The organism is Acidithiobacillus thiooxidans ATCC 19377 (genome assembly GCF_009662475.1).
Lineage (GTDB): Bacteria > Pseudomonadota > Gammaproteobacteria > Acidithiobacillales > Acidithiobacillaceae > Acidithiobacillus > Acidithiobacillus thiooxidans.
In genome coordinates, this window is record NZ_CP045571.1 from 2,372,323 (window position 1) to 2,384,804 (window position 12,482).

The window sequence follows — 12,482 nt, forward strand, 5'->3', positions numbered from 1 at the left end:
TATTATAGAATGGAGGTAACGTGGGAGCCACCCAACCCACAGTAACCGGATCGGCCAACCGCGCATTAATTGGCGCAACCATAGGATTTTTTATTGGTGCAGGGTCTGTTTCCCTGTTTGGGCCAACCGCACACATCTTTCTGAAAGCTATGCACCTGTCTCCCCAACAAGTGGGACTATTGGTAGCTATGCCTATGCTCACTGGATCCCTGCTGCGCATACCCTTTGGTGCATCTGTTGACAGGAATGGTGGTCGATTACCCTTTCTTGTATTGCTAATTGCATCCGTTATTGGTATTGCCGGGCTTTATTGGATGCTTCTGACGCTATATCCGAATCATCTTACGGAAAAATACTATCCGATGCTATTAACCTTTGGTGCACTAGCAGGGTGTGGAATTGCCACATTCTCTGTTGGTATTGGACAGGTATCGTATTGGTACTCAAAAAAGAAACAAGGATGGGCGCTCGCCGTTTTTGGTGGACTCGGTGATTCATCACCGGGATTTGTTGTCTTGATATTGCCGGCTGTTATTATGACCGTCGGCCTTTGGGGTGGGTATTTGTTTTCCTTGGCAATTATTATCGTTGGAATAATAATTTATTACCTCATGGGATTGAATGCACCATATTACCAATTCTATAAACGAAACCATGATACTGCTCGTGCTACTGAGGAAGCCAAAAAGTACGGTCAAGAGCTTTTTCCTACTGGCGGGACCTGGCATACGCTCCTTTTATCGGCAAAGCATTGGCGGACCTGGCCTCTAGTTATTCTGTATTTTACAAATTTTGGCGGATTTCTTGCGTTAACTGCATGGTTGCCTATTTTCTGGCAAACGTATTTCCATGTGGGCGCATTTCATTCCGTAGTGCTTACTGCGGTATTTTCATTAATTGCGGCATTTATTCGCGTTTATGGTGGAAAATTGTCTGACGAGATGGGTGGCGAAAAGACCGCAGTTATTTCGCTGGTTGTATTGCTAGTTGGATCTGTAATTATGACTTTTTCCAGCTTGTTATGGTTAACCATCATTGGGGAAATATTGGTTGGTGCGGGTATGGGGGTGAATAATGCTGCGGTGTTTAAACTGGTCCCACATTACGTACCAGATGCTGTAGGTGGTACTGCGGGTTGGGTCGGAGGATTGGGGTGTCTTGGTGGTTTCGCAATTCCTCCGATACTAGGAGATATCGTTGCATTAGTGGGTATCAACGGCTACGCCTTAGGATTCGGTATATATATTTTATTATCCATCTTATGTTTGTTATTGGTTTGGTTGCTGTATAGAACCAGAGAAAATCTCACGGCACATCTCAGTCGCTGATATTTTTCGTGATTAAGTATTCTTTGCTATCATTCTGTCCGCCACTACCGCTAAAGAACAAAATGAAAATTTTCTCTCTCGTTGAGCCATGGGTTTCCTGGTACAGAAGAGCCAAAACGACGCTTACTATTGATGTATTTGATTAATCTCTTACCGAAACTGCCCATTAACAATGGAGCCTTAAGATGATATGGAATAATTACTTACTAAACAGCCTGCACAGAGTTTGTACTTTTGAGGTATTGAATCAAGCGTTCACACGTAGAAGCAGATCTGCAACGACAATCAAAGCTGCAAAAGAAAAGCCTACGAAATGGCTTATAACCATTCTGCTTTGTTATTCACTATTGCTCAGTTATGGGGTGGCGTGGGCCGCCAATGAGCCTGCTTGGGGCCACGGACCTTACCGAATGCTCTTTGAAGTCGACTCAGCAAAACCATCAGCGTGGACGATGACTCTTGGTGCAGTCACTCACATCGTCCACAAGGTCGGCATTCCACCTGCCCGGTTGGAAGTGTTGGCCTGGGGGCCTGGCCTGCAAATGCTCTTAAAGAATGCTCCGGATGCCATGGAAATTACCATTTTACAGATGCGTGGAGTTCGTTTCGTAGCCTGTCAAACATCCATGCGTCGGCTGCATATTACGGCGCGTCAATTAGCTCCCGGAGTGAATGTAGTGGCTGGAGGCATGGCAGAGCTGATGAAACGTCATAATGAAGGTTGGGCCGAAGTCAAAATGTAGAGCCTGGTTGCAATGTTCCCAAAACCTACGTAATCACCACCCCCCTGCCGCTAGCACGATTAAGAATCGTGACGCAGGGAGAAACACAGACGTCTTCCTTCTTTCCCGACGCAAAGGAGTACCTTTATCATGTCACTTTTTTTTACTGCTCCTGACTTTGATGATCCTATTGGTCTACTGCTGGCCTGTCATAACAAAATTTTGAGCCATTGCGAAACACTGGAACAGTTGCCTGCACATCTGGTCAGTCACGGACCAGATGAGGAAGCCAGGCAGGCTGCTGGGCGTGTCCTCAAATATTTCTGTCAGGCTGAACGCCTTCATCATGACGATGAAGAACAAAATCTTTTCCCTTTACTCACTGCTTACCCCGATTTTCCAGAAAACCTACGCGCCCCCTTACACAATCTGAGCCTACAGCATCGTGATCTAGAAAAAGCATGGTCAAAACTTTCTCAAGATCTGGAAGCGATAGTGGCCGGGAAAGAAGTTCATCTTTCTCCAACCGCTTTCATCGCTATGAATCGCGCCCACATTATCCTCGAAAACAATGAAATCTTTCCCGTAGCCCTACAATTGTTGTCGAGGGATACCCTGGTCGAAATTGGTGCGGCCATGCGAGCACGTCATGTCGGGCCACTCACATAATCCATGTTTAACGAGAAATCATCTCTATCAACACAACAAGGTAAGGAATGCGAACTTGACCAAAGTCAAGGAATGTCCAATGATAGTTCGTTACACTGGGGCCGTAGCACACAAGTAGGCATCTGTCTTCATTTGTTTCATATAGAAGGAGTAACCAATAAATGAGCATTAATATTCAACTGATCCAGTCCAGTGGTGCAGCCGTGAAAGACCTGGGTGTTCCGGTAGCCGAGCACTTTTATGACTATATGTTTACGCATTTTCCGGAAGTCCGGAAAATGTTTCCGGGAGACATGACCGAACAACGTATTCGGCTTTTTAATTCGGTCATTCTGATTGCGACCACTATCGACAATCTGGAAGTGTTGGTCCCTTATCTGAAAGAACTGGGCATTTCACACATCAAATATGATACGCGTCCGGAACATTATCCCATCGTCGGTAAAAGCCTGCTCAATACCCTGAAACATTTTCTGGGCGCTGCATGGACTCAGGAAATGGCAGAATCCTGGATTGAGGCCTACAACCTCGCGTCCACGGTTTGTATTGAGGCCGCCTATGAGGCGATGGCTCCTTCCCGTTTTGTCCCGGTCACCATCGACGACGTTCCGCCTGCTGTGTGATTAAAGCATACCGGTGGCGCAGGAATATTTCCGCTGCGCCACGCTGATGAGGTGACGCCATGGAATACGAAATTTGTCTAGAGCCCTCCGGTGTCCGCTTCAAGGCGGATGAAAGCCAGAATATTGTCGAAGCAGCAAAAGCCCATCATGTGGCCATTAAACATGGATGCGCCAGCGGTTCTTGCGGAGATTGCAAGGGCACCATCCTGTCCGGAGAAAGTGAGCAGGGACCCTTCATGCCCCTGCTTTTATTGCCTACAGAGCGCGCTGCGGGCATGGCCATTTTGTGCAAGCTTTATCCGCGCAGTGATCTGCGGCTGCAGGCTGAAGTGATTTCCGGGGACGTCTGGAATACTGAAATTGTGGGGTTGAGCAAACTGGCCTGGAATGTGCTGGAACTGCGGTTACGGCCGGAAAAACCCTATCCATACCGAAGCGGGCAATATGCACGGATGGCCGTGCCGGGACAGGAAAATCAATGGCGTTCTTACTCCATGGCCACCCCTCCACAGGACCGGGACGAGTTGGTTTTTCATATCCGCGAACTTCCGGGTGGTCTGTTCAGTCGCTGGCTTTTCTACCAGGCTCAATGCGGCGACGCAATCACGCTCGGACCGCCACAAGGAGACTTCGCTCTCCAGGATAATACGCGGCCCCTGCTTTGTATTGCCGCAGGAACAGGATTGGCACCCATTGAAGCCATCATTCAGGAAAGTATGCACACAGGGCAAACCCGCCCGATTCATCTTTTTTACGGCGCCAAAAAACAGCGGGATTTTTATCATCTGGAAACCCTGCAGCAATGGGCCGGACAGTATGCCCATTTCACTTTTACACCCACCATTTCCGATGGCGAAGATACGCAGTGGAAAGGTGCCCGCCGTCTTCTGCCCACGGTGGCAGCCAACGGCCACTGGCAGGATCATGAAGTGTATTTGTGTGGCGGACCCGGCATGATAGAAGCGGCCATTGATCTCCTGCGTTCTCATGACGTGCCTCATGCGCACATACATTTTGATTCTTTTGCACCCAACGGTTAGCGCGATTGGAGGAGATGAAGATGAAAGTACAAATTCTGGTCTCGAAATGGTGCCCGGTTTGCCCGCAGGCTGAAGCAGTATGGAAACAAGCTGCGGAAAAGGTGCCGATGGAACTGCAGGTACTGGATGTGGCGGATCGCGAAGGGCGCGAAATCGTCAGCAATCTGCGCATTAAAACGGTCCCGGCCATTGTCGTGGACGGTGCCCTGAAGACAGTGGGCGCACAGCCTCTGGGCGAAGTGCTGAAAATGCTCGGCGTCCAATGAATACAACTTCCTGAATGCGCCTGAACAAAGCTTCGGCCACGTTCATGTCCCGTAGAAACACACCACAACCTTTTTGGAGAATGTCATGACACCCATAGATCAGATCATGCAACAGGACCATGAACGCCTGGATCAACTTTTGGAGCAAAGTGCCCAGGCTGTCCGCCAAGGCGCATGGCAGGAAGCTGCGCAGTTACTGGAAGCCTTCCGCCATGGGATTGTCGATGGTCATATGGTTGTGGAAGAAAACACCTTATTCCCTGCCTTTGAGCTGCAGGAAGGTAGCGAAGATCATCCTCTGACTGCGCTACTCCGCAAGGGGCATCAGGATCTGCGGGTGTTTTTTGAAGAAATGGCGGAGGCCATTGCAGACCAAGACGCCGAGACCTTTGACGATCTGCTGAGTACCGTCCAAACCATTCTCAAACAACACGATGCCAAGGAGGAAACTGAACTTTATCCCTATCTGGCTGCCGCATTGGCGGATCAGGGTGAAGCTGCGGGAAAGCGTATTCTCGACTTTGAGGCGGAGGCCAGATCATGAGCGAACATAATGGTTGTGAACTACCTGAAGACCTGTTTTATGATCTCGATTATGTCTGGGTGCGTCCGGAAGAGGACGGTACGCTGACGATTGGCGTCACAGACCCTGCACAGACCATGTCGGGCCGCCTGCAAAAAGCCCGTATTAAAAAAGTCGGAACACATCTGGAGGCCGGACGGCATGTGGCTACGCTGGAAAGTGGCAAATGGGCGGGCGGCGTACCCGTGCCCTTTGCCGGTGAAGTCATTGCCCGCAATGAGCAATTGTTGGAAGACCCACACCTGATCAATATTGATCCTTACAAAGACGCCTGGATTGCCCGCATCAAACCGGATGATCCCCAACATGCCCTGGACAACGTCAAAACCGGTAGTGAAGCTATTGAAGCACTGGAGGCCTGGATCAAACGGTATGGGGTGCAGTGTATGCGCTGTTCGGAATGATCCATGAAACAGGCCGCAAGCCGTTTTACGCTCAGCCCGCCCGCGTCCTTCTGGACTGGACCTGACTGGCTGGGGCGCTCAGGTGGTGGGATGTGTATGCATACGTAGTCGCGGATGATGATAGCGGTCGAATCTCCTCGCGCTACAAACTGACTGACGTTCACCCCGGTGCGGCTAGCCAGATGGATTACGATGAATAGCTATTTACAGATTATCGAAGATGACCTGACAACACCTATATATCGTTTGTTGACACAATCAATCACTGGCATCTCGGAAAAATAAGGTTGATCAAGAAGATCGATGACCTCTTTACGGCTCTGATCGGATCGAATAGCGGTAATTGGTGTTTTCAAATCGTCGGCCGCTGCAACATTCAAGGTACGCGTCAGCAAGTCCGCAGTTCTTAGGTTTTTCGAAAAAATCATACCGGCGAGTTGACCGCTGTGATCCACCACATAGAAATTGTGCGGGGGATCGTCAGTACTCATCAACTTTACAAGGTGGCTGTAGCTGGCAGAGATCGGCACGATATTCTGAAATGACGGCGTGATCAGGTCATCAAATGCAGTATGTACTGGGTGCGTAGAGACTTGCTCAATGAATGGCTCAATACCGGCAGGGCCAGAATAAATAGACCGCTTATCTAACAGGCGAGCAGTGAAAACAGCGGATACTATGGCTAACAGAACAGGAATCATAATGCCCATAGTATTGTGCGTGAGTTCCAGCAGCAAAACTATGGCGGCCAGAGGCGCTTGCATCGTTGCAGCGAGTAAAGCACCCGCGCCAATTACGGCGTAACTTCCAATAGCCGCTCCAGGCCAGATCAAAGACCACAAATCACCCATTGATCCTCCTAACACCGCTCCATAGGTAATACTGGGTGTGAAAAGACCTCCCGGAGCACCACTTCCAAGACACCCTGCCGTCACCAGGGGTTTTAACACGACAAGAGTAAGCATTAGAAGTAAAGGAAGTTGGCTATTAAAAGCAAACTCAGTGACATCCTTTCCATTTCCTAAAAGTTGTGGATAAGGGATGGACAATATCCCAAGCAAGGTAAACATAAGCAGGGGTGCCCACATAAACCATCCCGACTGAGGCTTATGGAGATCCGCCCATATAATGAGACGAACAAACAAAACAGACATAACGCCGGCTAATGGTCCAAATAGGAGCGACCAGCACAGTTCTCCGATATGAAACGTATAAATTGGAAGTGTGTACGTGGGCTGGTCAGGAAGAGTGATCCAGGAAACTGCAGTAGCAATCAATGCCGTGGTAATGGCGGGCAACAGAAGAGGTAAGGCCACTGAACCCAGCAGGACTTCCAGCGCAAAAAGCGCGCCACCGAGTGGAACTGTTAATCAGCGTCATTCATTGGCCAACTTTCAGCATCATGTTTTTACCACCCCATATCGCGGAATATAAATCATCAGCGCATTGAAATATTTTGTATATTAGAAAAAACTGATGTTTTCAAGGATGAACAACCCAAACGCTGATTTCTGCTGAAAACTGGCCAATCACTGGCGCTGTTTGACAACTGAGGATTTGCTATCGACCGCTAGACATAGACTCCATCATGAATGCTTCTAATCTAACCTTCCTCAGCCACCACTTCCAGAACTTCCAGGACATCAGCTACATCATCCTGCAAAGGATGATAATGCCGACCCGCTTTCTGAAAAAGACGGGACAGCAAGCCATGCGACAGACTCACCGTCATTTCAGGCATCACATCCCCTGTTTCGGCGAGCGCCCTGGCCGCGCTGGACACCCCCGACGCATTGGCAGCTTCCCATTCCATTCCATGCGTTTCGGTGCCGGCTGTGGGCTTCGGCACCCGCCCAGAAGGCTGACGTGCGACAGAGACCGCATCGGCAGCCACTGCAGACAATGTGCCGGAAAATTCGGGCTCACTCTCTTCTTCATCCTCATCCAGATAATGATCTGCCGCACCCTCATCCGGATCCGGCGTAGGCAATACTTCCTCACCCTCTGAATCAAGAGGACTCGACACTTCTGGGGCCGTTGTTTCGTCTTGGTAAGCAGCCCGTAGTGCCTGCTCTGAAGACATGCCCGACTTCAGATTCTGGAATGCCAGGCGCTTGGCCGCATCATTGGACGATACCCAATCCTGCGCTTCGCGCAATTGTTCCATGCTCAAATCTGATCGATCCTGCAAACCTAAACCATTGCGTAGCGTCCAGATTTCTTCTGCTTCATCAATGACCGTGCGCTTCAGTTCAATGCCTGCGCTGACGCGCTCTTTCAGATCCACGAAAATCGCGCGCTTACCCTCGGTATCGCGCCACCAGCCCATGAGCCGAACGAGCTCATTCTGACCAACGGCATTCACATCTATTTCCAGGTGCTCGATCAATGCCCGGGCATCGGGATGCACTTTGCTCAACATCTGGTTCACCCAGGTCCGCGAACGTCCCAGACGGCGACCCAACTCTTCCTGGCTGACCTTTTGGGTCTCAATCAATGATTGAAGTGCATAAGCGGTATCCAGCGGGCTCATATCAGCCCGCGCCAGATTCTCGACCATCTGCATTTCCAGTCGATCTACATCGGACTGAGGTTCTACCAGAACAGCAGGGATACGGCTCAAATCGTAGCCAGGACGTTCGCATTTCTTCCCAGTAGAGAGCGCATGCCGGGATGCCCGCCAGCGTCTCTCGCCAGTCACAATCTGGAATCCACCATCCAGTCGCCTGACCGTAATGGGTTGAATCACACCATGACGCAAAATGCTTTCCGCCAGCAGTTCCAAATCTTCGTCTGCTTCATCGGATAAACGACGGGGTTGATTGGGATCGGGCGTAATTTCATCCAACTTCAAAAACAGGCCAGAAGGCAGGTTTTCAGACAGATTCCGTCCTCCGCTTTTCTTTCCGGCAGAAGATGTTCCAGATCCATTTTGCCCTTCAGCGTCTTCCTGAAGCGCAAATGCCAAAGACTCCATCACATCATCCTTCTTGATCTTCGCCACCTTCAACCTCCTTATTCAGCAAATTTTCGACTATTCTGACACAAACTCTGCGCCAAACACTCGCGCCAGGGTCTCTGGGTGCATATTGCCACACCGCCTTACCTTCGCGCAGCGCATCGGGTGCCAACACCCGATCCGTAAAGACCTCGGGCAACACACTGTCTTTATGAACAGTTTTTCGTAACATTTCGATCATGCGTGACTGGTTGGCACTTGTCATCTTGTATTTATTGATCAAGATGGTCATATCCAGTGGCACACCGGAATTCAGGACCATTTGACGATCACGAATAGCACCGACCATCCCCTGAACCGCCAGGGTATCCGGTATCACCGGTATGACCAGTACCCCGCCCAACAACATGGGGGCCAGTTGTAGCACCCCGGGTGCGGGGGGCACATCGAAAACAATCAGATCAAATGAGAACTCACGCAACCGATCCATCGCCATGCGGGCTTCCCGCATACCTTCAGGATTCACTGTTCCCTGTCCAGGAACAGCCACTGCATGTTCACTACCCGGCAGAATAAAAAAATTAAAGTCGTCATATTTCCTGAATTCCATCTCGGAATCTTCATCCCAAAGATCGGTCACCGCAATATCCAGGTCAGATGATTTGCGTACTTTTCTGGTTACTATAGTCGTAGCATTGCATTGACTATCCATGTCCACTAGGAGTGTTTTTAGTCCCATTTCAGCAGCACACGCGGCCAAATGTAGGGCAATGGTGGTTTTCCCCACCCCGCCCTTCCGATTCATCACGGTAATCGCTTTCACGCTTTTGATCCCCCACTTCTCTGGGCCTGCAGCTTTGCACGCCTTTCACGTTCATAGGCTGGCGGATAAACATACCAGGTCCACCAATACAGGATGGTATAGGTAACCGATGACATGCTGATATCCGCACTCTGTGCAATCCGCGTTAGATCGGCCCCTTGCTCGGGAGTCACACGCATGTTGATTTGCATCCATCCGGTAGCCTGGCGCCCCGCACTTTCCGTAAGTGTCTGGGATAGCCCTTTGGTCTGGCGCCACTTCAGACCCGTTTCCCAAGGCTTTTCACGCAAAAACTTTTCAGTCATTTCGATATAACTCTGTCGCAAGTTCTGATTCAGAGCAAAAGCCAACGCCTTGGCATACATGTGCATTTTAACGGGCACACGCGTCGGAATCTCATCAAACGTCTGCCCTTTTACGATGATTTTTCGCATACAAAACCTCTTCCTGAATTTGGTTATGGTATAGCATAACACATGACGTAATGGTATACCCTGTTTTCGGAAAACATTCAGACGACATGACGGTATCGCTTTCGACACAACGATTCGACCGCAAAAGCTTCTGACCAGGTCGGATGGCTTGTGCGCTGCAACAGGTCTTTGGCATGCGGACAGAATCTTGCGTACCAGTGCAGTGTCGTCAGTGCACTTTCTGAAACCTGTTCTTTGTCTGTGCGCATTTCCCAGGCAATACCCCAGACAATACAAAGAAAACCGACAGCAAACCCGGCGGCAATCCAGTATTCGGTGATCGGATACCCATGGCCGCGCAAACTGGCAAGACCAATAGCGATGCCCCAGACACCCAGGCCCACCTCAGCAGTTATCGTGCCTTTATGATAGATGTGCATTCTGACTTCATTCTGAAAATTTCATCATATTTTTTATGTAGATCCTTCTAAACGCTTCGAGAAAAACAAAAAACAGGACATCCCCTACTGGTGAGAACAAAAGGCCGGTAACAATCCCTTTGATTATTTGAATTCTTGGCAAAGGAAAATGAAAACCGGGCACCATGACGACCATTGCGCAGATCAGAAGGAGCGAGAGAATCATGCCCACCGCTTCAATCAACGTCAGGATGACAGCCAACAACCTGACCTTGACCACCTTAATCCCCTTTTTTCAGCCAGAATTGGCTTCCAGGAATCACCCACCACGGACGCACCTTTTCCAGGATATTGTTTTCCGAAACCGGTCCGTAATAACTCGAATCGAAGGCATAATTACCAGAGGCATAGAGCCAAACCTGTCCCTGTTTCAGATGATAAGTACCAAATGGATAGTGCAGAATCCGATGATGATGCCCGGGTGTCCATCTATCGACATGACTATTCGGCAATAACCGGCCATCTACCCGGACACCCTGCCGTTTGAGAACCACCGTCTGGCCGGGCAAAGCCACCACATTCTTGATCCAGGGCTCGCCTTTCGGAAACCAATGATACTTCAATCCCTCTGCGACCGCTGGATGATCCTGCGGACCCGGGATTTCGACTTCTACCAGTTCCCCATCGTGAAGTGGTAAAGGGGTCCCAAGCAACTGATAAAACCCAACCGGCTGGCAAGTGGAATCAGTAACCACCAACCTTTCAAAGTGCCCGAAAAGCATGCCCACGCCAACCAGAACGATGAATCCTACCAGCGACCAGTATATCCATTCGACTCTACGCAAAGAGAACATGTGAAACCTCATTGAGAGGATAAGACTTCTGACGTGTAAATAAAGGTGCTTTGCCCATCCATCCGCGCCTCAAAAACCATATTTCCGTAGCATTTTGGAGCCATCCATTGATGATCCTTGCTTTCATTCCGTTCAGCTACCGATCTCCAATCTAGTCCAACAATCTCGTGGATAGGCAACATCGCCGTACATAAGGCCGGAAGATTGTTGTTTTGAAAAAATTTCCTAATTCGTTCGCGGCGAACAGGACCAATCTCAGGAATGGACAGAATCTGCTCGTTTGACATAAGCGCCAAGTCTTTTATGGTATGGCACCCTCGTTCTTCCAACCTTGTACGGATCCCTGCAGGTAAATTCGCAGCACTCAAATCCTGGGGATCAACGTAAGACTTGCAAATTTCACGCTGGTAAGCATCAAATAGGGCATCCGCTGTTTTTAAGGCCACCCGATAAGCCGTCCTGGAAACGTGATAACCATAGCGCATAGTCTCCACGATATCGCGACATTGCTGCGCCATATCCCGAAATTTCTCTACCTGGACTTCCATTGCCTGTAAATCAAGTCGCATAGCGGCCATTTTAAGATTAACCGATTCAGAAGAAAGCGGCGTCATTTGGTCATGTATCGCAAAAAACACGGAGTGAATGACGGAAATATCCTCCTCTTCCAAAGATCGTCCCGTTGATTCAATCAGTTGAACTTCAGCCAGCATCCGCGCCAAATCTCCGCGCACCAGGCGGATCAATTCCTTCACATCATTCAATGGTGATGGACGTTGCAAGAAAAACGCATCGGGCATATTCGGCGTTTTTTGAATGCTTTCGGGATATGACCATTCATCCCGATTAGCATGGGCCTGAATGTCTGAAAACTTTTTTTCAGTCCGATCGCAATCCCGCATAAAATCTTCCAAAGCCCGTAAATCCGCTTTGTCTTCATCAAATTCCACCGAGCTTGTCAGACGATCCAAAGTTTCCGGTGCTGGTGGCAAAAAATCCGGCGCACCACGACGCGAAAGAGAAAAAACTTTTCGGGGAACAGAAGCATTCACCATCGACTCCAATTCTTCCAATTCATTATCCATCGTGTCTACCTCCACTCCGTCATCGTGAACTTCAGAGGGGGTGCTGACAACAGCATTCATACTAGAGCAACCCTGTTCATCCGTTTCCCGGTCATCCAATTCCCGCCCACTGTTTTCAGGAGCAGTAGAATGTTGATGCATCCCTAACCAATGACACATCCAATTTTTCACAAAAAGCCCCCTTGCCACCATTGGCTTTTCCAGACAACCTACATCAACCCCAAACACTATCAGGTATGGTATAGCCCATGAGGTGCAAAGGTTTGCTTACTGCCTTTTAAGAACTCTATCTAA

General features: G+C 49.4%; 15 protein-coding genes and 1 pseudogene. 8 read left to right on the forward strand and 8 right to left on the reverse strand.

The genetic code is table 11. The features are described from left to right. The first annotated feature begins 20 nt into the window (after positions 1-20). The 8 genes from GCD22_RS12550 to GCD22_RS12585 all read left to right on the forward strand — a co-directional run bounded on the left by GCD22_RS12550 (position 21) and on the right by GCD22_RS12585 (position 5,635). Positions 21-1,328 carry an MFS transporter gene (locus GCD22_RS12550; protein ID WP_081577249.1) on the forward strand — a complete coding sequence of 436 codons (1,308 nt, stop codon included), beginning with the start codon at positions 21-23 and terminating at the stop codon, positions 1,326-1,328. Between the two features lie 185 nt (positions 1,329-1,513). After that, entirely contained in the window at positions 1,514-2,071 is a 558-nt protein-coding gene (locus tag GCD22_RS12555) for a DsrE family protein (protein WP_077273039.1), read from the forward strand. A 129-nt stretch (positions 2,072-2,200) separates the two neighbouring features. Then, entirely contained in the window at positions 2,201-2,719 is a 519-nt protein-coding gene (locus GCD22_RS12560) for a hemerythrin domain-containing protein (RefSeq protein WP_024895365.1), read from the forward strand. 161 nt (positions 2,720-2,880) lie between these two features. Further along, a complete protein-coding gene (locus GCD22_RS12565; protein WP_024895366.1) occupies positions 2,881-3,342 on the forward strand; it encodes a globin domain-containing protein in 462 nt (153 codons plus the stop codon). Positions 3,343-3,401: 59 nt separating this feature from the next. Next, positions 3,402-4,382 carry a 2Fe-2S iron-sulfur cluster-binding protein gene (locus tag GCD22_RS12570; RefSeq protein WP_153940808.1) on the forward strand — a complete coding sequence of 327 codons (981 nt, stop codon included), beginning with the start codon at positions 3,402-3,404 and terminating at the stop codon, positions 4,380-4,382. A 20-nt stretch (positions 4,383-4,402) separates the two neighbouring features. After that, complete coding sequence (locus GCD22_RS12575; protein WP_065957850.1) at positions 4,403-4,648, forward strand: thioredoxin family protein; 246 nt, start codon at positions 4,403-4,405, stop codon at positions 4,646-4,648. 85 nt (positions 4,649-4,733) lie between these two features. Next, entirely contained in the window at positions 4,734-5,192 is a 459-nt protein-coding gene (locus GCD22_RS12580) for a hemerythrin domain-containing protein (protein WP_065957845.1), read from the forward strand. Continuing rightward, positions 5,189-5,635 (forward strand): biotin/lipoyl attachment domain-containing protein, encoded by a 447-nt coding sequence (locus tag GCD22_RS12585; RefSeq protein ID WP_024895295.1) that lies wholly within the window; start codon positions 5,189-5,191, stop codon positions 5,633-5,635. Before GCD22_RS12580 ends, GCD22_RS12585 begins: the two co-directional genes overlap by 4 nt. Positions 5,636-5,835: 200 nt before the next feature. Here GCD22_RS12585 and GCD22_RS12590 read toward each other — a convergent pair. From GCD22_RS12590 to GCD22_RS12625, 8 genes and pseudogenes are all read right to left on the reverse strand, one after another. After that, positions 5,836-6,987, reverse strand: a pseudogene (locus tag GCD22_RS12590) (chloride channel protein); the annotation flags it as partial. Positions 6,988-7,238: 251 nt separating this feature from the next. Continuing rightward, on the reverse strand, positions 7,239-8,639 hold the full coding sequence (locus GCD22_RS12595; RefSeq protein ID WP_024895293.1) for a ParB/RepB/Spo0J family partition protein: 1,401 nt from the start codon (positions 8,637-8,639) through the stop codon (positions 7,239-7,241). Beyond that, positions 8,617-9,417, reverse strand: coding sequence for a ParA family protein (locus GCD22_RS12600; protein WP_024895292.1), 801 nt, complete (start codon positions 9,415-9,417; stop codon positions 8,617-8,619). Before GCD22_RS12600 ends, GCD22_RS12595 begins: the two co-directional genes overlap by 23 nt. After that, the gene (locus GCD22_RS12605) at positions 9,414-9,851 is read right to left on the reverse strand and encodes a hypothetical protein (protein ID WP_024895291.1); all 438 of its coding nucleotides are present in this window, start codon (positions 9,849-9,851) and stop codon (positions 9,414-9,416) included. The genes GCD22_RS12600 and GCD22_RS12605 overlap by 4 nt, the downstream gene beginning before the upstream one ends. Positions 9,852-9,928: 77 nt before the next feature. Beyond that, positions 9,929-10,270: a hypothetical protein gene (locus GCD22_RS12610; protein ID WP_024895290.1), complete on the reverse strand. Its 342-nt coding sequence runs from the start codon at positions 10,268-10,270 to the stop codon at positions 9,929-9,931. 7 nt (positions 10,271-10,277) lie between these two features. Further along, on the reverse strand, positions 10,278-10,529 hold the full coding sequence (locus GCD22_RS12615; protein WP_024895289.1) for a hypothetical protein: 252 nt from the start codon (positions 10,527-10,529) through the stop codon (positions 10,278-10,280). 1 nt (position 10,530) lies between these two features. Further along, a complete protein-coding gene (locus GCD22_RS12620; protein ID WP_244947529.1) occupies positions 10,531-11,103 on the reverse strand; it encodes a S26 family signal peptidase in 573 nt (190 codons plus the stop codon). Positions 11,104-11,111: 8 nt separating this feature from the next. Continuing rightward, on the reverse strand, positions 11,112-12,359 hold the full coding sequence (locus tag GCD22_RS12625; protein WP_139110778.1) for a helix-hairpin-helix domain-containing protein: 1,248 nt from the start codon (positions 12,357-12,359) through the stop codon (positions 11,112-11,114). Positions 12,360-12,482 lie beyond the last annotated feature (123 nt).